The organism is Bacillus sp. BACIII (assembly GCF_057836745.1).
The window spans coordinates 1,856,414-1,876,287 of the sequence record NZ_CM174437.1 but is presented as its reverse complement, the minus strand read 5'-3'; the positions used below and the strand labels follow the sequence as shown (position 1 = coordinate 1,876,287).

The window sequence follows — 19,874 nt, the reverse complement described above, 5'->3', positions numbered from 1 at the left end:
CAAAGGGGGAATTGATATGAAATTACGTAAAACCGCACTGATGATGCTAAGTGTTTTTATGGCGCTCGCCATCTTCCTGTCAGCCTGCTCCGGCTCAAAATCCACAAGCACCGAATCCAAACCGGCCGGAAAACCGCAAAAAGGCGGAGATTTGGTTGTCGGGTCAACTGGGGAACCAACGCTTTTTAATCCTCTTTACTCCACCGATGTTGCAAGTTCCGATATTGAAGGAATGATTTACAGCACATTATTAGAAACCGATGAGAAATTGAACGTCAAGCCGTCGCTGGCTGAAAAAGTAACAGAGTCTGACGGGGGATTAACGTATGATGTAAAACTGAAAAAAGGCGTAAAATTCCATGATGGAAAAGAGCTCACGGCCGATGATGTAGTGTTCACCTACAGCATTCCTCTTAACAAAGATTACAACGGTGAGCGGGGCTCAGGTTTTGAGTCACTTAAATCCGTAACGAAAAAAGGAAAATATGAAATTCAGTTTAAAATGAAGAAAAAAGATGCCTATTTCTACAATGTCGTTCTCGGCAGTTACGGCATTTTGCCAAAACATATATTGGGTAAGGTCCCGGTTGCTGATCTGGGAGAAAATGAATTTAACCGTAAAAACCCAATCGGCTCCGGTCCGTTTAAGTTTGTCGAGTGGAAAAAGGGCGAGTATGTCAAACTGAAAGCAAATGATGATTACTTTGAAGGCAGACCATATCTTGATACAGTGACAGTCAAAACAATTCCTGATTCCAACGCAGCCGTGGCCCAGTTAAAAGCGGGGGACATTGATTTCTTCGCTGTGCCGGGCACAGATTTTGATACGGTTAAGACGTTTGGGAACGTAAAGGTTAAATCTGATCTTGGCTTAAACTACAGCTATATCGGCTGGAATGAGAAAAAAGAGCTTTTTAAGGACAAAAAAGTGCGTCAGGCATTGACTTACGCTCTTGACAGGCAGGCAATGGTAGATCAAGTGCTGAACGGAGACGGTAAGGTAGCGGATGTTCCTGAAAGTCCGCTGTCATGGAATTATCCGAAGTCTAAAGTGCCGACATTTGATTATAATCCGAAAAAAGCAAAGCAGCTGTTAAAAGAAGCCGGATGGGAAGATCATGACGGTGACGGCTACCTTGATAAAGACGGGAAAAAATTCTCTTTTGAAATTAAAACGAATCAAGGCAATAAAATTCGTGAAGATTTAGCGGTTGTCGTTCAGCAGCAATTAAAAGAAGTAGGAATTGAGGCAAAGCCGCGGATTGTTGAATTCAGTGCGTTAATTGAACAGACCAGTGCCCCTAATTGGGATTATGACGCTCTTCTTCTTGGATGGAGTCTTGCTACGTTCCCGGATCAGTTCTCCATCTTCCATTCAAGCCAATCTAAAAACGGGCTGAATAATATTTGGTACAAAAATCCGAAAGTCGATAAGCTGCTTGAAGAGGCGAAGTCAATTACTGACAGAAAAGAATACCAAAAGAAATATGAAGAGATATACAAATTGATTGCGGAAGATCAGCCGTACAGCTTCTTATTCTATTACAACTATCACAGAGCGATGCCGAATAATTTACAAGGCTATGTATTCCACCCTAAAAATGACTTGTACAATATTGAAAAATGGTGGCTGGATCAAAAATAGCAAAAGCCCTTGAGAGGGAAGGAGGTTCCTTTCCTCTCTTATCCTATTTAAAAAGGGGACAAGAATATGGTTACATATATTTTACGGCGAACATTAATGTCCTTGCCGATTCTCTTAGGCATTACAATTTTGTCGTTTGCCATCATGAAAGCAGCGCCGGGAGATCCGATGTCACTTATGATGGACCCTACAATCAGTCAAGCGGACAGGGCGAAATTCATTGAAAAATACGGATTGAACGATCCGGAACCGGTTCAATATGTGAAATGGCTGGGGAATATGCTGCAAGGCGATTTCGGGACTTCTATTGTGAAGAAAGGCACCCCTGTTTCTGAACTTATCTTATCCCGCTTACCGAATACGATTGTGCTTATGCTTTTCTCAACCCTTGTCGCTCTTCTGATTTCTATTCCATTTGGTGTTTTGTCAGCGAAACGTCCTTATTCAAAATTGGATTACGGGATAACTGTTACTTCATTCTTAGGGCTTGCTATTCCGAATTTTTGGTTCGGTTTGATTTTAATTATGGTTTTATCTGTGAATCTTGGGTGGTTTCCCACTGGCGGAGTAAGCACTTTGAATGCTGACTTTAACATATTTGACCGTTTGCATCATTTGATTCTGCCTGCTTTTGTGCTCGCAACGGCAGACATGGCTGGAATAACGAGATACACAAGATCCAGTATGCTTGATGTGTTAAAACAGGATTATATACGCACGGCGCGTGCGAAAGGATTCAGAGATAATAAAGTGATTTTTAAGCACGGTTTGCGAAACGGACTTCTTCCTGTCATCACTATTTTTGGTCTGATGATACCGTCATTTATCGGGGGAGCGGTAGTGGTAGAACAGATTTTTACTTGGCCGGGTCTCGGCAAATTGTTTATTGATTCAGCCTTTTCACGAGATTATCCGGTTATCATGGCCATGACGGTCATTTCAGCTGTTTTGGTTGTAGTGGGGAATTTAATTGCAGACATCTTATATGCGTTGGCTGACCCGCGTATTGAATATTAACTAAGAGAGGTGAGAGGTCAAATGTTACAGCCAAATACCGGCACACCCCCCAGTGAAATAAAATTAAAAGAAAATATTCAATCCAAACCGGAAACAATGACTAAGATTTTTTTCGAAAAGTTCTTTCAAAACAAACTTGCTGTAATCGGAGCCGTTATATTAACCATCATCATTTTGTCAGCTTTATTCGCTTCGGTAATCGCTCCTTACTCTCCAGAGAGTCAATCTCTTGTCAATCGTTTGAAGCCGCCGAGTTTAAAACATCTAATGGGAACTGATAAATTCGGAAGAGACATCTTTACGAGGGTTCTGTACGGGGCGCGCGTTTCCTTGCTTGTCGGATTCGCATCTGTGATCGGTGCAATTACAATCGGAACTGTTGTCGGAGCTGTTGCCGGTTATTTTAAGGGGATTGTCGATGCCGTTCTCATGAGAACTGTGGATATCGTATTATCCATACCTGATATATTTTTGCTTATTACACTTGTTACGATTTTTCAGCCCGGAATGGATAAATTAATTTTAATTTTCTCCCTTACAGGCTGGACAACAACAGCACGTCTTGTGCGAGGGGAGTTTTTATCGCTTCGTTCCAGAGAATTTGTACTGGCTGCAAAGACGATCGGTACAAAAAATCATCATATTATTTTTTCTCATATATTGCCGAATGCGCTTGGGCCGATTATTGTCTCGGCCACATTAAAGGTCGGAACGGTTATTTTGGCAGAATCTACATTGAGTTATCTCGGTTTCGGGATTCAGCCGCCGATCGCAAGCTGGGGGAATATGCTTCAGGATGCTCAAAACTTTACGATTATGATTCAGGCTTGGTGGTACCCGTTATTTCCAGGGTTGTTGATTCTTCTTACTGTATTGTGCTTCAACTTTGTCGGAGACGGGCTGCGTGACGCGCTTGATCCGAAAAATGTGAAATGATCTCCCGGACGGAACGGGAGATTTTTTTTGTTGCGATGCAAGGGGAAATCCAGCCCCCTCTTGAGGAAATCTCATATCAAAATGGAATAATTTATCTATCCCTTGCCTATACTGTGGACAACAGTTTTTATAAAGTGAGGGGTCGAATATGTTATTTCTTCATGATGTGTGGGTCAATTGGTTTGAAGGGGAAGAGAATGGCTACAATGTATGCCATTTTCACGAATGGCGGAAGGAAGACACGGTTGAGCTTTTGGATCAGACGCCGCTGCTCAGAGTGCCGTCGGTATTATTTCATTACATAGAAAACGACTTATCAGAGCTTCCGAAAGAGCTGCTGGAACAAGTGCATCAAAAGTCATATGTGCGAAAAAATCATGAACGGACGAAGCTTGAGTACTGTTTTGTCGTGACTGACGGAATCGGCATCATTGCCGTGGATACGATCGGGTATACCATTCCGGTCAGAAAGAGCCGCCTGATTCCGAGGCAGGAGCAGCTTGTTTATGAAATGGTAAAGGATGTAGAGCCGGAATCGTTTCAATTTGAGCCTGCACAATTGGAGTCTTCAAAGGAATATCACATTTTATCATTGGCGCCGGAGCATGTCAGAGGGCTGACAAGAAAAGAACGGCAGATCAAGCAGCTGATGTTTATGGCGCTTGACCAGCTTAAAGGGCTGAAGAACCGCGCGGAAATAGTGTATTGGTACACGGAATGGAATCCGCATATGTACGAGCAGATCAAACGGATGAGCTTTGAAGAGATTTGGGACATGCTTTATAATGAAACAATCGAAGGCTGGTCAGACAAGCATCTTGCGTTCTGTGAAAATTTGATTAAAGGGCAGCCGTTTTTCGAAAAGCTTTGGGAAATGGAACAGGAATCAAAAGTGAACTAAAAAGAGGCGGGGATCATCCCGCCTCTTTTCTTTATCTTCTTTTCCGTCCGAGACCCATGGCGTTCTCCATTTTTTTCACCATTTTGCCGGCGGTTTTGTTTGCGCGTGCTGCCCCTTCGTCGAGAATGCGGTCAAGCTCGTCGCTTTCAATTAATTCACGATAGCGCTCTTGGATCGGTGACAAAGCGCCGATAACGACTTCGGCTAAATCGCTTTTGAATTCACCGTAACCTTTGCCTTCATATTTTGCCTCTAATTCTTCAATTGATGTGTTTCCTAAAATAGAATAGATCGTCAAAAGGTTAGAAACACCCGGTTTGTTTTCTTTATCATACTTTACAATGCCTTCCGAATCAGTCACGGCGCTCTTGATTTTCTTTTCAAGCTGTTTCGGCTCATCAAGCAGCGTGATGTATGCCTTTTGGTTCGGGTCTGATTTGCTCATTTTTTTGAGCGGATCAGCCAGTGACATGATGCGTGCGCCTGTTTTAGGGATTTTCACCTCAGGAATCGTGAAGATGTCATTGTATTTCTTATTGAAGCGCTCTGCCAGATTGCGGGTCAGTTCAAGGTGCTGTTTTTGGTCTTCTCCGACCGGAACAAGGTCCGTGCCGTACAGTAAAATATCACCGGCCATCAGCGGCGGATATGTTAACAGTCCTGACACGACGGCTTCTTTGCCTTTTGACTTATCTTTAAATTGCGTCATCCGCTCAAGCTCGCCGATATATGCGACACATTGGAGCATCCACCCCGCCTGGGCATGAGCGGGAACCTCTGACTGGATAAAGAGGGTCGCTTTCTCGGGGTCAAGTCCGACGGCCAGGTAAAGAGCCGCCAGATTGCGGATGTTCTTCCGCAGCTCAAGCCGATCCTGCGGAACCGTAATTGCATGCTGATCGACGATGCAGAAATATCCGTTGTAATCATGCTGCAAATCGACAAATTGCTTCATGGCGCCGATGTAGTTGCCGAGGGTAACGGAGCCGCTCGGCTGAATGCCTGAAAAAATCGTTTTCTTCATAGTTCTTACCTCATTTCTTAAAACATAATAAAAAAAGCCCATTCTTCCCGTAGAAAAAAGGGACGAATGAACCGTGGTGCCACCCTGATTATTCCATTACAATGGAATCGCTCGAGACGTTGGTAACGGAGGCTGCTCCGGCTGGGCCTACTTTACGTTCGGTCAGCTGCTCAGAAGTCCATTCCACAGGGCCCGTTACCTGCTCCCAGCACCGCAGGCTCTCTTCAAACGGGTTGATATGTGTACTACTCTTCATCATAGCAATCACAACAAAATGTTCTTTGATTGATCTATTATAAATCAATTATAGCCAAATGTCATCAGAAGAATACAAGCTTATTTCCAATTTGCTTAAGGGCTGAAAATCCACAAAAAGAACTGAAAATGCCTAAATGATAACGGATATCAACATTTCGTATAACGAATATTATATGTAAAAAGCAATATGAACTGGAAATTACAATAAAAATATTTAGTTAGGTCATGCTTTAAACTATAGAAGTGTATCACCTTTTTGGCAGAAAAACTGACCAAATTTAAATATTTTAAATTGAGAAAATAGTATTGCAATAAATTATTCATTTCATTATAATGAACTTGTTCACTCTATTGTTACAGCTTCTTTACATAAAATAATCAGAAAAGACGGAACACAATTAAAGTTTAGAAAAATATTACGTTATTTTGTCTGATATTTCTGAGTATTTAGTAGTAAAGGCTGAAAATTTGATTAGGGGGTTAGTGCATGAAAAAGCGTTGGTCTATTGTAGGTTTGATGCTTATCTTCTCGCTTGTGTTAAGTGCGTGCGGCGGATTCAGCGGCGGATCAGGAGACGGTAAAAAAGACACCAAAGGACAGACTACACTTAATATCAATATTAAAACTGAGCCGTTTTCAATGCATCCGGGATTAGCGAATGATTCCGTTTCAGGAGGCGTAATCCGCCAGATTTATGAAGGATTGACACGCGTAAACTCCAAAGGTGAGCCTGAAGAAGGAATGGCATCTAAAATTGAAACAAGCAAAGACGGAAAGACCTATACATTTACGATTCGTGACGGTGCGAAATGGTCTAACGGCGACCCCGTGACTGCGCAGGATTTTGAATATGCATGGAAATGGGTGCTTGACCCGAACAACGAATCACAATACGCTTATCAGCTCTACTACATCAAAGGCGCTGAAGCCGCCAATACAGGAAAAGGCAAGCTTGATGACGTAGGCGTAAAAGCCGTAAATGACAAAACATTAAAGGTTGAACTGAACAACCCGACACCTTACTTCCTGCAATTAACTTCATTCTATACGTATATGCCGATCAACAAGAAAATTGCTGAAAAACATAAAAACTGGAACACAAACGCAGGCGAAAATTACGTGTCAAACGGCCCGTTCAAAATGACGGCCTGGAAACACAGCGGTTCTATCACGCTTGAAAAGAACGATCAATATTGGGATAAAGACGCTGTGAAATTGAAGAAAATCAACATGGTGATGATTAACAATGACAACACCGAACTGAAAAAATTCCAGGCCGGTGAGCTTGACTGGGCAGGAATGCCGCTCGGCCAGCTTCCGACCGAATCTCTGCCGACTTTGAAAAAGGACGGATCGCTCCATGTTGAACCGATCGCAGGTGTGTATTGGTACAAATTCAACACAGAAGCGAAACCGCTGAACAATGTTAACATCCGTAAAGCCCTTGCTTATGCGATCGACCGCTCATCTATCGTGAAAAATGTGACGCAGGGGGAACAAATCCCGGCCATGGCTGCAGTGCCGCCGTCAATGAAGGGATTCGAGGATAACAAAAAAGGCTATTTCAAAGACAATGACGTCAAAACAGCAAAAGAATACTTAAATAAAGGACTGAAGGAATTAGGAGTCAAGAGCGTCTCTGACCTTCCGGCAATCAAATTGTCCTACAATACGAATGATGCGCATGCGAAAATCGCGCAGGCCGTACAGGAAATGTGGAAAAAGAACTTAGGTGTCAAAGCTGAGCTTGATAATTCCGAATGGAATGTGTACATCGATAAGCTGCACAGCCAAGATTATCAGGTCGGGCGTATGGCCTGGTTAGGCGACTTTAATGATGCAATTAACTTCCTTGAAGCCTATCGCGATAAAGATGGGGGAAACAATGATACAGGATGGGAAGACCCTGAGTTTAAAAAGCTGCTGAACCAATCTCAGCTTGAAACGGATCCGGATAAACGTATCGAAGAGCTGAAAAAAGCAGAAAAAATCTTTATGGACGCAATGCCGGTCGCGCCAGTTTACTTCTATACAGATACTTGGGTGCAGGATAAAAACCTCAAAAATGTAATCTTGACCGGAACAGGTGACGTTTTCTTCAGAAACGCTTCTTTTGAATAACAGGCGGTTCTGAAAACAAAAGACCCAAGGTATATGGGGAGGATGTCCCCGTATACCTTTCTTGCTTATTAAGTTTAAAATGGTAAAAAATATGGAGGTGTTCACCTTGCTGAAATACATCGGTAAACGATTCATTTACATGATCATCACGCTGTTTGTGATTGTCACCGCCACTTTCTTCTTAATGCAGGCAGCCCCGGGCGGACCATTTTCCGGCGAAAGAAAGCTGACGCCTGAAATTGAAGCAAACTTAAACGAACACTATGGTCTGGACAAGCCTCTTTTCGTTCAATATGTCAGCTACTTAAAATCTGTAGCGATGTGGGACTTTGGGCCTTCTTTTAAATATAAAGGCCAAAGCGTTAATGATTTAATCAATTCCGGCTTCCCCGTCTCATTCACTCTCGGTGCAGAAGCAATTCTCCTCGCATTAGCGTTTGGTGTGCTTTTCGGGGTGCTGGCTGCCCTGTACCATAATAAATGGCAGGATTATACCATTGCGATTTTAACGATCTTTGGGATCTCAGTTCCGAGTTTTATATTGGCGACGATTTTGCAATATATTTTCTCCATTAAATTAGAACTGTTCCCGGTCGCAGGGTGGGAATCCTGGGCATACACCTTTCTGCCCTCCATTGCGCTCGCTTCCATGCCGATGGCGTTCATTGCCAGACTCTCCCGTTCAAGCATGATTGAAGTGTTAAACAGCGATTACATACGGACTGCAAAAGCAAAAGGCCTTTCCCGGCCGTCAGTCACAGTGCGCCATGCGCTTCGAAACGCGCTTTTGCCCGTCGTGACATATATGGGGCCGATGGCGGCATCCATTTTAACAGGAAGTTTCATCATTGAATCGATTTTCGGAATCCCCGGTTTAGGCGCGCATTTTGTAAACAGCATTACAAACCGTGATTATACGGTCATTATGGGAGTTACCGTGTTCTTCAGTGTGATCCTGCTTTTATGCGTATTGATTGTAGATGTGCTGTACGGATTAATCGATCCGAGAATCAAGCTTTCTAAAGCAAAGAAAGGAGCCTAGACCATGCAGAACATTCCTAAAAATATGTTTGAACCAGCTTCAGCTAATGCCGGCGATGCCGAAAAAATAAGTAAAAAAAGCCTTTCCCTCTGGAAAGACGCCATGCTCCGCTTCCGCAGCAATAAGCTTGCGATGGTCGGATTGGTACTGATCGTTCTTATTATTCTTATGGCGATTTTTGCTCCTATTTTTTCAAAATATGATTATGCGACTACCAATCTATTAAATGCTGATAAAGCACCGTCGAAAGATCATTGGTTCGGCACGGATGACCTTGGAAGGGACATATTTGTCCGGACATGGGTGGGCGCGCGGATTTCCATCTTTATCGGTGTCGCAGCTGCCGTGCTTGATTTATTAATCGGCGTAATCTGGGGCAGCATTTCCGGATTCCGCGGCGGACGCACAGATGAAGTGATGATGCGCATCGCCGACATTCTGTGGGCTGTTCCTTCATTATTAATGGTGATTCTGCTGATGGTTGTTCTGCCGAAAGGGTTGCTGACCATTATCGTCGCCATGACGATCACGGGCTGGATCAATATGGCGAGAATCGTCCGCGGACAGGTGCTGCAATTAAAGAATCAGGAGTATGTGCTTGCTTCACAGACACTCGGTGCCAAAACCGGCCGGCTTTTGTTTAAGCATATTGTCCCGAATGCGATGGGATCTATACTTGTAACGATGACACTCACGGTTCCGACGGCGATTTTTACAGAAGCGTTTTTAAGTTATTTGGGGCTTGGCGTACCTGCGCCGCTCGCGAGCTGGGGGACGATGGCCTCAGACGGATTGCCTGCATTAACCTATTACCCTTGGCGTCTGTTCTTCCCTGCAGGATTTATCTGCCTGGCGATGTTCGGCTTTAACGTTGTCGGCGACGGGTTAAGAGACGCGCTGGATCCTAAGTTACGCAAATAAGGAGTGATATGAGTGACACGCTTGCTAGAAGTAAAAGACTTAGCCATTTCATTTAAAACATACGGCGGAGAGGTACAGGCAATCCGCGGCGTGAATTTCCATTTGAATAAAGGAGAGACGCTGGCGATCGTAGGGGAGTCAGGTTCCGGAAAAAGTGTGACATCTCAGGCGATTATGAAGCTGATCCCGATGCCTCCGGGCTATTTTAAAAGAGGACAGATTCTTTTTGACGGGCGCGATATCGTGCCGATGTCCGAAAAAGAAATGCAGGCCATCAGGGGAAGGGAAATCGGAATGATTTTCCAAGATCCGATGACCTCTCTGAACCCGACGATGAAAGTCGGCAAACAAATTACGGAAGTGCTTTTCAAACATGAAAAAATCTCAAAAGAAGCGGCGAAAAAACGCGCCATAGAGCTGCTTGATCTCGTCGGAATCCCGATGCCTGAAAAACGGGTCGGCCAATTCCCGCATGAATTTTCAGGCGGTATGAGACAGCGCGTCGTCATCGCGATGGCGCTTGCGGCAAATCCGAAGCTGTTAATTGCCGATGAACCGACAACAGCACTTGATGTGACGATTCAGGCGCAAATCCTTGAGCTGATGAAAGATCTGCAAAAGAAAATTGATACGTCTATCATTTTCATCACGCACGATCTCGGCGTTGTCGCCAATGTCGCCGATCGGGTCGCCGTCATGTACGCGGGTCAGGTGGTTGAATCGGGCACGGTGGATGAAATCTTTTATGATCCGCGCCATCCGTATACGTGGGGACTGCTTGCCTCAATGCCGAGTCTGGACAGCACAGATCAGGAAAAACTGACGGCCATTCCGGGCACGCCGCCTGATCTCACAAACCCTCCGATAGGGGACGCATTTGCGCTCCGCAGCTCGTATGCGATGAAAATTGACTTTGAACAGGAACCGCCGATGTATAAAGTGTCCGACACGCATTTTGTAAAATCATGGCTTCTGCATCCTGATGCGCCTAAGGTCGAGCCGCCAGAAGCGGTGAAGGCTAAAATCCGTCAGCTGCCGAATACGTATCAGCAGCCTGTTTTAATGAAGGAAGGTGAAAAAAATGACTGAGAAACTGCTTGAAATCAAACATTTACAACAGCATTTTTTTACGCCGAAAGGAACGGTAAAAGCCGTAGATGATTTATCATTTGATATTTATAAAGGCGAAACGCTCGGCCTTGTCGGAGAATCGGGCTGCGGTAAATCAACGACGGGACGCAGTATCATCCGGCTGTATGAGGCAACCGGCGGGGAAGTTCTCTTTAACGGGGAAAATGTCCACGGGAAAAAATCCCGCAAGAAGCTGCTGGAGTTTAACCGGAAAATGCAGATGATTTTCCAAGATCCGTATGCTTCGTTAAATCCGAGAATGACAGTCGCCGACATTATTGCCGAGGGAATAGATATTCACCGCCTGGCCAAAACGAAAAAAGAGCGGATGCAGCGGGTTCACGAACTGCTGGAAACGGTCGGTTTAAATAAAGAGCACGCCAACCGCTATCCGCATGAATTTTCGGGCGGGCAGCGCCAGCGTATCGGAATCGCCAGAGCATTGGCGGTTGATCCGGAGTTTATCATTGCGGACGAACCGATTTCGGCGCTTGACGTTTCCATTCAGGCGCAGGTCGTCAATTTAATGAAAGAATTGCAGCAAGAAAAAGGGCTCACTTATCTGTTTATCGCCCATGATCTATCAATGGTCAAATACATCAGCGACCGCATCGGCGTCATGTATTTCGGGAAGCTGGTGGAGCTTGCGCCGGCGGATGAGCTTTACGAAAATCCGCTTCACCCTTACACGAAATCATTGCTGTCCGCTATCCCGCTTCCTGATCCGGACTACGAAAGAAATCGCGTGCGAAAGAAATACGATCCGTCAATTCATCAGCTCCAAGACGGAGAAAAGATGGAATTTCGCGAAGTAAAACCGGGACATTTTGTTATGTGCACAGAAGCTGAATTTAAAACCTATCTATAAATGCAGCATCCTTCAAGACTCAGTCTTGGAGGATTTTTTTTTGCGCACATCCAAGTTTATTCAGCCTGCTCCCGTTTTCCTATAATGGAAAAAAAGGGGGAGATCAGTATGAAAACCATTTTATGCGCCTTTGCGGCGGGACTGTTTTTCAGTGCAGCCGCTTATCCGGCACAGGCGGCTGTAAAAGAAGAGCAGCCGCTTGTAAAAATAGCGCTGACTGAAAAAGAGCTGCCAAAAACAAATGAGAGGTTTGCTTATCCGTCAGGGCTGCATTTTACGCATCCTGATAAGGTCCGGGGCATTTACGTCACAGGACATTCAGCGGGAGGGAGCAAATTCGAGGAGCTGACAGACTTTGTGGACAAATCGAAGCTCAACACAATGGTGATTGATGTGAAGGACGACAACGGAAATCTTACCTTTAAACCGGACGGTCATTCTGAGTATGACAAAATCGCTAAACCGTACATTAAAGATCCAAAAAAGATGATGAAAAAGCTGGAAGAAAAAAAGATCTATCCGATCGCGCGTATTGTCGTATTTAAAGACAGCGAACTCGCGAACGAAAAGCCGGAGTGGTCCTTTAAAGAAAAAAACGGAAGCGTCTGGAAAAACGGCCGCGGAGAATCGTTCGTCAATCCGTTTATGAAAGAAGTATGGGATTATAATGTAAAGATTGCAAAACAAGCTGCGAAAATGGGTTTTCAGGAAATTCAGTTTGATTATGTCCGTTTTCCTGAAGGGTTTGAAAAACGTGATGGCGAACTGACATACGGACACGGCGATTACGGAAAAACAGCAGACAGCAATGTGCAAAAACGCGTTCATGCCGTCACCGATTTTGTCGGATATGCGAAGAGAAAACTCAAGCCGTATGGCGCAAATGTGTCGGTTGATATTTTCGGCTATTCTGCCACACTGCCGGAAGCGCCTGGGATCGGCCAGAATTTCAGCAAAATTTCAGAACAGGTCGATGTCATTTCATCCATGATTTATCCGAGCCATTGGACAAGCTATTTCGGCATTGATAAACCGGATCTTGAGCCTTACAATGTCATCAAAGAATACGCGAAAGTGGAAAATAACAAACTGTCTAAGCTGAAACACCCGCCTGTGTCGCGCCCGTGGCTTCAGGACTTCACGGCTTCTTATCTTGGCAGCGGAAATTATCAAAAGTACGGGAAAAGCCAGGTGGAAGACCAGATTAAAGCGCTGCATGATGAAGGAATTGACGAATTTTTATTATGGGATGCGGCAAACCGTTATACAAAAAATGTCGATTACACACCATTTTAAAAAAATTGAAACCATGTCAAAGGGTCACACGTCTTAATAGATGTAAGATTGTTTAAACAATCGGAAATGGGGTATATCTAAAAGTGTGAAGACAACGAACCCATAAGGAGCAAATGAATGAACTGGTACGAAAAGCTGAGTGAATATTTTCCGATTGAAGAAATGAAATCAAAAGCGCATATGGAAGCTCTGTTAAAGGAGCGAAGCGATGTTTATCATAAAGAAGAAGGGCAGTACCACGTGCTGATGTATGCGGAATTTGACTCTTTCATCTTTATTGATTACCTGTTTGTGTCGAAGAAATCCAGAGGACAAGGTCTCGGAAGCAAGCTGATCGGCAGGCTGAAAAAGAAAAACAAACCGATTCTTCTCGAAGTGGAGCCTGTTGACGAGGATGACACGGACACACAGAAGCGCTTGCGTTTTTATCAAAGAGAGCATTTCAAGCACGCGCAGTCAATCGGGTATCGGCGCCGGTCATTGGCTACGAATGAAGTGAACAAAATGGAGATTCTGTACTGGTCGCCTAAGACGGAATCTGAAGAAGAAATGTTTGAAGCGATGAAACAGACATATGAAAACATTCACACTTATAAAGATGAAAAATGGTACGGAGAATCATACGAAAAAACGGATGAAGTTCTCAAAGTCATTGAGGAGAACAAACGAAAAAACATTTTCGATCAGCTGAGCTAATTGAGAATGGGAAATAATCCGCAAAACGTAAATTTGCCGGATTGACACATTTTTTTCTCAGGAGACTGTTCATACTTACTTTTTTATAGTATAATACCTATAAAGATTCCTTTTTTAAAGTCATTTCAATTTGAGAATACAAACATGTTCATCCTACTAATTAGAGGAGTGAAGATTAATGGTTACATTATACACATCACCTAGCTGTACGTCATGCAGAAAAGCAAGAGCTTGGCTTGAGGAGCACGAGATTCCGTTTGAAGAAAGAAACATTTTCTCTGAGCCGTTATCAATTGATGAGATCAAGCAGATTCTGCGTATGACTGAAGACGGTACGGATGAAATTATCTCTACCCGTTCTAAAGTATTCCAGAAACTGAACGTAAATGTTGAATCAATGCCGCTTCAAGACTTGTACACTTTGATCAATGAGCATCCGGGACTGCTCCGCCGTCCGATCATCATTGATGAAAAACGTCTGCAAGTCGGCTATAACGAAGATGAAATCAGACGATTCCTGCCTAGAAAAGTACGTTCTTTCCAATTAAGAGAAGCACAGCGTCTGGCTAACTGATATAAGCTTACGATAAGCATGGAAAAAGCCCAAAACCGTCGCGGTTTGGGCTTTTTATTATTTTTCAGTCTGCTGATAAATCATACTGGCGAGGATGACAAAAGCGACAGTCAAAATCGGCAGCATCATCTGTATAGTGCCGTGTTCTGTCATGAAAAAAGACAGCTTGCTGTCCCCGGCAATCATTTCACCGCCGGTAAATGCGAGAAGGCCGCTTCCGGCGTACATCAGTAAAGGCATTTTCTCCATAGCGGCATGAACGAGCTTGCTGCCCCAAATGATAATCGGCACCGAGATGAAAAGCCCTATCACTACAAGCGTCAGCTCACCGTGAGAAGCGCCGGCTACTGCGATGACATTGTCAAGAGACATAAAGATATCAGCCAAAACAATTGTGCGGATGGCTTTCCAAAGGGAAGAACTGCTTTTCACATGCTGTGCATCTTTCTTCTCAATCAGAAGCTGATAGCCGAGATACAATAAAAACACACCGCCTGCGCATTGTAAAAAAGGAACATTCAATAAATAGACCGCGGCGCTCGTCAGCACGATTCTCAAGACGACTGCGATAAACGTTCCGAAGAGGATCGCTTGCTGTCTTTGTTTATGCGCCAGATTCCGGCTGGCCATCGCGATGACGACGGCATTGTCACCGCCGAGAATGAGATCAATTCCGATAATGAGCAGAAGGGACAGCAGGTAATCGTGCGGCATGGTAACACCTCGCTTATAGATCGGTTGCTTGTACAGCTAATATATGAAGCAGTGAGCCATTTATGATGGGAACCGGGAGAAAGCCTGTTTTTCGGCGCGAAAATGCTTTTTTATTTCTTTTATAACTGTTTTATCATAAAATAGAAATATACAGAATTTGTGCTGTCTTCTATAAGGTTAAGATGTGGACGGAATGGGTAAAGTGTAGTAAAGTACTATTCATCGGGAGCTTAGATGTCCCTTCAACATCTTATAAAGAAGGGAAGGTTGGCAAAATGGAAATAGAAAGAATTAATGAGCATACTGTAAAATTTTATATGTCTTATGGTGATATTGAAGATCGCGGTTTTGACAGAGAAGAAATCTGGTACAATCGCGAGCGCAGTGAAGAACTGTTCTGGGAAGTCATGGATGAAGTTCATGATGAAGAAGAATTCGCTGTCGAGGGTCCTCTTTGGATTCAGGTTCAGGCATTGGACAAAGGACTGGAAATAATCGTAACAAAAGCCCAGCTTTCCAAGGACGGACAAAAACTCGAACTGCCGATCCCGGAAGATAAAAAACAAGAGCCGGCAGATGAAAATCTCGATGCTTTACTTGATGATTTCCAGAAAGAAGAGCAGGCCGAGAGCCAGGAAGATAAGGAGCAAAAGCTTCAGTTCACTTTGCGGTTCGATGATTTTGAGGATCTCATCTCGCTATCAAAATTGAATCTTAACGGAATTAAAACGACCCTGTATTCGTTTGAAAACCGATATTATTTATATGCAGATTTTTATGAGCAAACTGATGAAGAGGTTGAAAATCAGCTAAGCATCCTGTTGGAGTACGCGCACGAATCGTCAGTCAGCATTCACCGTCTTGAAGAATACGGAAAATTGGTGATCGCTGATCATGCGTTATATACGATAAAAAAACACTTTGCATCATAAAAAACCGATTTCTCTCAGCAGAAATCGGTTTTTTTTGTTCTGAATGACATGATAAACGGCTGAAAACCCCCTAACGGCTCTCACCCGCAAACAGGAGTATGCCTTCTTTCTGCTGAATACATCAAGATTCAGGAAAGGAGAAGATGCAACATGTTCAGTGCTGTGAATGCCGACGGCCGGCTCATTCAGCTGGCCGGAAACTATTCAAAGGAAAAGGCGGCGGAACTGAGAAAAAAGCGCTGGTTCTGCCCCGTGTGTAAAAGTGAGCTTGATATCAAACTGGGACGGGAGAAACTGCCGCATTTCGCCCATAAAAAAAGCAGGCTCTGTCCGGGAGAATCCGAGCCTGAAAGCGAATACCATCTGGAAGGAAAAAGACAGCTTTTTCTCTGGCTTAAGGCACAAGGGTGCACCGTCAGCCTAGAGCCGTATCTGACTTCCGCAGGTCAGCGGCCTGACTTGACCGCTGAAAATGGAAAAGAGAGGCTGGCTATTGAATTTCAATGTGCGAACCTTTCGGCAGACTCTTTAAAGAGCCGGACGGCAGGCCTGAAAAACGCCGGATACCGGCCGGTCTGGATCATCGGGGCAAAACGCCTGAAACGGCTGGCTGCGCATTTTTTCCGGCTTTCTGCATATCACTGGCAGTTCTTTGAAGTCAATTCATTTTCAGCCTTGATGTTTTACTGCCCCGACGCCCGCTCCTTTTACAAACTGCATTCCATCACCCCGTTTTACACCGGCTATTCTTATGCCGGCTTAACCACGATCCCACTTCACAAAGCAAACCTGAAAGACATTTGTCATCGGGAAGAGCGGCACAGCGTCAAACTTTCCTCTTGGAGACGCGCCGTAGCCGGCTTCCGCACAAAAAGCGGCCGGTTTTTATCTGAGGATGCCGGTCTCATCCGGCGGCTTTTTTACGAGAGACACCAGGTTGCATTTCCTTTTCTGCCTTCTGAAGTGTTTATTCCCGTTTCAGCGGGATTTGTGTTTGCAAGTCCCGTTTTCGTGTGGCAGGGCCATTTATACTTGCGGCTTGCGGAGCTTTTTGAAAAAGGAGCACCGATCCGATTATCCGGCATGATTCAAAATGTACGGCATAACATCCGCCGTCAGGAAATCCGGATGCGGTACGATTCTCACGAACATCTTATCGGAATGGCGGTGAAACAATATGCGGATTTCTTATGCTTGCAGGATTTTTTAAAGGAAACTGAGAATGAAGTATATATGCCCTCATCTCAACAGAAGCGCCAAACGGCTGAAGAGCTGCGTCAGCGGGATCGGCTCTTTTTTGGGGAATGAGAATGCGTCATTTCGTTCACCCTAACGTCAAGGTGGTGGCTGAATGTGAAGGGCGTACGGGCATTTTGTTTTCGTTTTTTCACTGGATTATTGGTATGCTTGGTCTTATATGCCGCATATGATTTGACAAAAGGCAGTGAAAAGCCGGAAGATAATCACAACACAAGTTTTTGGAGAAACAATCGTTTTTTCAATTGGCTTGAAGTAAAGAAAACGAGGGGGATCACCATGACTGAGGAAAATAAAGCAGCACAGCTGCCTGACAGAAGTGAAGTAAAGGCAGAGCATACATGGAGACTAGAGGATATTTTTCCTAGTGATGAGGCCTGGAATAAAGAATTTCAAGCGGTTAAAGAATTAATTCCGAATTTATCTTCCTTTAAAGGCACGCTTGCTCATTCAGCCGATAATTTATACGCGGCGCTTACCGCACAGGATGAAGTGACGAGCCGTCTGGGGAAACTTTATGCATACGCGCATATGCGTTCAGACCAGGATACGGGAAATTCTTTCTACCAAGGGCTGAACGACAAAGCCGCAAGTCTGTATTCTCAGGCTGCCAGCGCGACTGCTTATATTGAACCGGAAATTCTGGCGATTCAGGAGGACAAGCTGCATCAGTTTATTCTGGAAAAAGAGGAGCTGAAGCTTTATTCCCATGCAATTGAAGAAATTACAAAACAGCGTCCGCACGTGCTGAGTGAAAGAGAAGAGGCCCTGCTTGCGGAAGCGTCAGAAGCGCTGTCTTCGCCTTCCAATACATTCAGTGTGTTAAATAACGCTGATATTACGTTTCCGTCGATTAAAGATGAAGACGGCAAGGAAACTCAAATCACACACGGCAACTTTATTAATTTTCTGGAAAGCAGCGACCGGGAAGTCCGTAAAAAAGCCTTTAAAGCCGTATATAAAACATACGGACAGTATAAAAACACGATGGCGACTACACTCAGCGGCACTGTGAAAAAAGACAATTTCTACGCCCGCGTGAAAAAATACAAATCAGCACGGGAAGCGGCTTTATCTAATAACAGCATCCCTGAAGAAGTTTATGATAACCTGATCAAAACGATAAATAAACACCTTCCGTTATTACACCGTTACATTGATCTGCGAAAAAAGGTGCTCGGCCTTGATGAAGTCCATATTTATGACCTGTACACACCGCTTGTAAAAGATTCGGGAATGAAGGTCACATATGAGGAAGCAAAAGATTATATGCTCAAAGGGCTTGCTCCGTTAGGCGAGGAATACGCGTCTATTTTAAAAGAAGGACTTGAAAACCGCTGGGTCGATGTATACGAAAACAAAGGAAAACGCAGCGGTGCTTATTCGTCCGGTACATACGGCACGAATCCGTACATCTTGATGAACTGGCATGACAATGTCAACAACCTGTTTACGCTCGTTCACGAGTTCGGCCATTCCGTGCACAGCTACTATACGAGAAAATATCAGCCGTATCCGTACGGAAACTACAGCATTTTTGTCGCTGAAGTCGCTTCTACGACCAATGAAGCGCTGCTTGGTGAATACATGCTGAACAGCTTAAAAGATGAAAAACAGCGTCTGTACCTGCTCAACCACATGCTTGAAGGTTTCAGAGGCACAGTCTTCAGACAGACGATGTTCGCTGAATTTGAGCATCTGATTCATACGAAAGCGCAAGAAGGCGAGCCGCTGACGCCTGAACTGCTGAGCAAGCTTTATTATGATCTCAATAAAAAGTATTTCGGAGACAATATGGTGATTGATAAAGAAATCAGCCTGGAATGGTCAAGAATTCCGCATTTCTATTACAATTATTATGTGTATCAATATGCGACAGGCTACAGTGCGGCCCAAGCGCTGAGCAGCCAGATCTTAAAAGAAGGCAAGCATGCGGTTGAGCGTTATACCGAATTCTTAAAAGCGGGAAGCTCAGAATACCCGATCGACATACTGAAAAAAGCGGGAGTCGACATGACATCGCCTGAACCGATCGAGGCGGCTTGCAAAATGTTTGAAGAGAAACTGAATGAAATGGAAGAACTGCTTTCGAAAGTGAACCCTTCATAATAGAAAAAGCCTGTGCAGAAGATGCGCAGGCTTTTTAAAATCCTTTAAACGTTTTTCGGTGATTCAGCCGGTACAGGGCAAACAATATCGACAGAAACAGCAGGGGAGATGTGATGTAAATCGGCAGCATGTGCATCATGGCCAGCAGATTTAAAAAGAAGAAAAACACAATCATTCCGATGGTCAATACGGTGCGAAGCATGTATGTCCCTCCTTGTTTTACATTGATATATTCTATGAAAACAAGCAGTCAGTTATGTTTTGTGACAAAAATATGAACATTAAGCTTATGGGTTGTCAAAACTCGACAAGATTTGATATGATAAGGATGTGAAATTGATCACAAACAAACATTACCCCTTTGTTTGACCGTGAAAAATTTCTCCCATCCCCTTTGTTGTCGTTAAGACATATGAAACCGCGCTTATCCC

The 19,874-nt window shown here is 44.2% G+C and carries 18 protein-coding genes and 1 other annotated feature; of the genes, 15 read left to right on the top strand and 3 right to left on the bottom strand.

Features of this window, described 5'->3' with window-relative positions:
- Nucleotides 1-16: 16 nt before the first annotated feature.
- The 4 genes from ACXN9U_RS08915 to ACXN9U_RS08900 all read left to right on the top strand — a co-directional run bounded on the left by ACXN9U_RS08915 (nt 17) and on the right by ACXN9U_RS08900 (nt 4,499).
- Nucleotides 17-1,645: a peptide-binding protein gene (locus ACXN9U_RS08915; RefSeq protein WP_060963092.1), complete on the top strand. Its 1,629-nt coding sequence runs from the start codon at nt 17-19 to the stop codon at nt 1,643-1,645.
- A gap of 66 nt (nt 1,646-1,711) precedes the next feature.
- Nucleotides 1,712-2,662, top strand: coding sequence for an ABC transporter permease (locus tag ACXN9U_RS08910; protein WP_045925327.1), 951 nt, complete (start codon nt 1,712-1,714; stop codon nt 2,660-2,662).
- A 21-nt stretch (nt 2,663-2,683) separates the two neighbouring features.
- A complete protein-coding gene (gene opp4C / locus ACXN9U_RS08905) occupies nt 2,684-3,598 on the top strand; it encodes an oligopeptide ABC transporter permease (RefSeq protein WP_060963091.1) in 915 nt (304 codons plus the stop codon).
- Nucleotides 3,599-3,746: 148 nt separating this feature from the next.
- Nucleotides 3,747-4,499, top strand: coding sequence for a YjbA family protein (locus ACXN9U_RS08900; RefSeq protein ID WP_016938238.1), 753 nt, complete (start codon nt 3,747-3,749; stop codon nt 4,497-4,499).
- Between the two features lie 31 nt (nt 4,500-4,530).
- Here the strand turns inward: ACXN9U_RS08900 and trpS are convergent, their stop codons facing one another.
- Nucleotides 4,531-5,523 carry a tryptophan--tRNA ligase gene (gene trpS, locus ACXN9U_RS08895; protein WP_060963090.1) on the bottom strand — a complete coding sequence of 331 codons (993 nt, stop codon included), beginning with the start codon at nt 5,521-5,523 and terminating at the stop codon, nt 4,531-4,533.
- Nucleotides 5,524-5,578: 55 nt separating this feature from the next.
- Nucleotides 5,579-5,791: a binding site (T-box leader), on the bottom strand.
- 477 nt (nt 5,792-6,268) lie between these two features.
- Here trpS and ACXN9U_RS08890 point away from each other — a divergent pair.
- From ACXN9U_RS08890 to spx, 8 genes are all read left to right on the top strand, one after another.
- Nucleotides 6,269-7,903: a peptide ABC transporter substrate-binding protein gene (locus ACXN9U_RS08890; protein ID WP_060963089.1), complete on the top strand. Its 1,635-nt coding sequence runs from the start codon at nt 6,269-6,271 to the stop codon at nt 7,901-7,903.
- A gap of 106 nt (nt 7,904-8,009) precedes the next feature.
- Nucleotides 8,010-8,945, top strand: coding sequence for an ABC transporter permease (locus ACXN9U_RS08885; protein WP_016938235.1), 936 nt, complete (start codon nt 8,010-8,012; stop codon nt 8,943-8,945).
- A gap of 3 nt (nt 8,946-8,948) precedes the next feature.
- Nucleotides 8,949-9,866: an oligopeptide ABC transporter permease OppC gene (oppC, locus tag ACXN9U_RS08880; protein ID WP_049628257.1), complete on the top strand. Its 918-nt coding sequence runs from the start codon at nt 8,949-8,951 to the stop codon at nt 9,864-9,866.
- Nucleotides 9,867-9,878: 12 nt separating this feature from the next.
- Nucleotides 9,879-10,955, top strand: a complete 1,077-nt coding sequence (locus ACXN9U_RS08875; protein ID WP_060963088.1) for an ABC transporter ATP-binding protein — start codon at nt 9,879-9,881, stop codon at nt 10,953-10,955.
- A complete protein-coding gene (gene oppF, locus ACXN9U_RS08870) occupies nt 10,948-11,865 on the top strand; it encodes an oligopeptide ABC transporter ATP-binding protein OppF (protein WP_016938232.1) in 918 nt (305 codons plus the stop codon). Before ACXN9U_RS08875 ends, oppF begins: the two co-directional genes overlap by 8 nt.
- A gap of 108 nt (nt 11,866-11,973) precedes the next feature.
- Nucleotides 11,974-13,161: a putative glycoside hydrolase gene (locus tag ACXN9U_RS08865; RefSeq protein ID WP_489202451.1), complete on the top strand. Its 1,188-nt coding sequence runs from the start codon at nt 11,974-11,976 to the stop codon at nt 13,159-13,161.
- A 117-nt stretch (nt 13,162-13,278) separates the two neighbouring features.
- Nucleotides 13,279-13,857 carry a GNAT family N-acetyltransferase gene (locus ACXN9U_RS08860; RefSeq protein ID WP_045925331.1) on the top strand — a complete coding sequence of 193 codons (579 nt, stop codon included), beginning with the start codon at nt 13,279-13,281 and terminating at the stop codon, nt 13,855-13,857.
- Between the two features lie 178 nt (nt 13,858-14,035).
- Nucleotides 14,036-14,431 carry a transcriptional regulator Spx gene (gene spx / locus ACXN9U_RS08855; protein WP_003327578.1) on the top strand — a complete coding sequence of 132 codons (396 nt, stop codon included), beginning with the start codon at nt 14,036-14,038 and terminating at the stop codon, nt 14,429-14,431.
- Between the two features lie 57 nt (nt 14,432-14,488).
- On the opposite strand, the gene ACXN9U_RS08850 is transcribed toward spx, so the two are convergent.
- Nucleotides 14,489-15,145, bottom strand: coding sequence for a TerC family protein (locus ACXN9U_RS08850; RefSeq protein WP_489202450.1), 657 nt, complete (start codon nt 15,143-15,145; stop codon nt 14,489-14,491).
- 275 nt (nt 15,146-15,420) lie between these two features.
- Here ACXN9U_RS08850 and mecA point away from each other — a divergent pair, with 275 nt between their 5' ends.
- The 3 genes from mecA to pepF all read left to right on the top strand — a co-directional run bounded on the left by mecA (nt 15,421) and on the right by pepF (nt 19,443).
- On the top strand, nt 15,421-16,077 hold the full coding sequence (mecA, locus tag ACXN9U_RS08845; RefSeq protein WP_060963084.1) for an adaptor protein MecA: 657 nt from the start codon (nt 15,421-15,423) through the stop codon (nt 16,075-16,077).
- Between the two features lie 150 nt (nt 16,078-16,227).
- A complete protein-coding gene (locus tag ACXN9U_RS08840; protein ID WP_489202449.1) occupies nt 16,228-17,385 on the top strand; it encodes a competence protein CoiA family protein in 1,158 nt (385 codons plus the stop codon).
- A 228-nt stretch (nt 17,386-17,613) separates the two neighbouring features.
- Nucleotides 17,614-19,443 (top strand): oligoendopeptidase F, encoded by a 1,830-nt coding sequence (pepF, locus tag ACXN9U_RS08835; protein ID WP_489202448.1) that lies wholly within the window; start codon nt 17,614-17,616, stop codon nt 19,441-19,443.
- A 34-nt stretch (nt 19,444-19,477) separates the two neighbouring features.
- On the opposite strand, the gene ACXN9U_RS08830 is transcribed toward pepF, so the two are convergent.
- Nucleotides 19,478-19,645, bottom strand: a complete 168-nt coding sequence (locus ACXN9U_RS08830) for a hypothetical protein (RefSeq protein WP_016938224.1) — start codon at nt 19,643-19,645, stop codon at nt 19,478-19,480.
- Between the last annotated feature and the right edge of the window lie 229 nt (nt 19,646-19,874).

What these genes read in the sequence shown, in the direction of transcription:
- oppF (WP_016938232.1), top strand. Translation starts at nt 10,948, where the DNA reads ATGACTGAGAAACTGCTTGAAATCAAACATTTACAACAGCATTTTTTT.
- ACXN9U_RS08915 (WP_060963092.1), top strand. Translation starts at nt 17, where the DNA reads ATGAAATTACGTAAAACCGCACTGATGATGCTAAGTGTTTTTATGGCG.
- trpS (WP_060963090.1), bottom strand. Translation starts at nt 5,523, where the DNA reads ATGAAGAAAACGATTTTTTCAGGCATTCAGCCGAGCGGCTCCGTTACC.
- mecA (WP_060963084.1), top strand. Translation starts at nt 15,421, where the DNA reads ATGGAAATAGAAAGAATTAATGAGCATACTGTAAAATTTTATATGTCT.
- opp4C (WP_060963091.1), top strand. Translation starts at nt 2,684, where the DNA reads ATGTTACAGCCAAATACCGGCACACCCCCCAGTGAAATAAAATTAAAA.
- ACXN9U_RS08910 (WP_045925327.1), top strand. Translation starts at nt 1,712, where the DNA reads ATGGTTACATATATTTTACGGCGAACATTAATGTCCTTGCCGATTCTC.
- spx (WP_003327578.1), top strand. Translation starts at nt 14,036, where the DNA reads ATGGTTACATTATACACATCACCTAGCTGTACGTCATGCAGAAAAGCA.
- oppC (WP_049628257.1), top strand. Translation starts at nt 8,949, where the DNA reads ATGCAGAACATTCCTAAAAATATGTTTGAACCAGCTTCAGCTAATGCC.
- ACXN9U_RS08830 (WP_016938224.1), bottom strand. Translation starts at nt 19,645, where the DNA reads ATGCTTCGCACCGTATTGACCATCGGAATGATTGTGTTTTTCTTCTTT.
- ACXN9U_RS08865 (WP_489202451.1), top strand. Translation starts at nt 11,974, where the DNA reads ATGAAAACCATTTTATGCGCCTTTGCGGCGGGACTGTTTTTCAGTGCA.
- ACXN9U_RS08850 (WP_489202450.1), bottom strand. Translation starts at nt 15,145, where the DNA reads ATGCCGCACGATTACCTGCTGTCCCTTCTGCTCATTATCGGAATTGAT.
- ACXN9U_RS08890 (WP_060963089.1), top strand. Translation starts at nt 6,269, where the DNA reads ATGAAAAAGCGTTGGTCTATTGTAGGTTTGATGCTTATCTTCTCGCTT.
- ACXN9U_RS08900 (WP_016938238.1), top strand. Translation starts at nt 3,747, where the DNA reads ATGTTATTTCTTCATGATGTGTGGGTCAATTGGTTTGAAGGGGAAGAG.
- pepF (WP_489202448.1), top strand. Translation starts at nt 17,614, where the DNA reads ATGACTGAGGAAAATAAAGCAGCACAGCTGCCTGACAGAAGTGAAGTA.
- ACXN9U_RS08860 (WP_045925331.1), top strand. Translation starts at nt 13,279, where the DNA reads ATGAACTGGTACGAAAAGCTGAGTGAATATTTTCCGATTGAAGAAATG.
- ACXN9U_RS08840 (WP_489202449.1), top strand. Translation starts at nt 16,228, where the DNA reads ATGTTCAGTGCTGTGAATGCCGACGGCCGGCTCATTCAGCTGGCCGGA.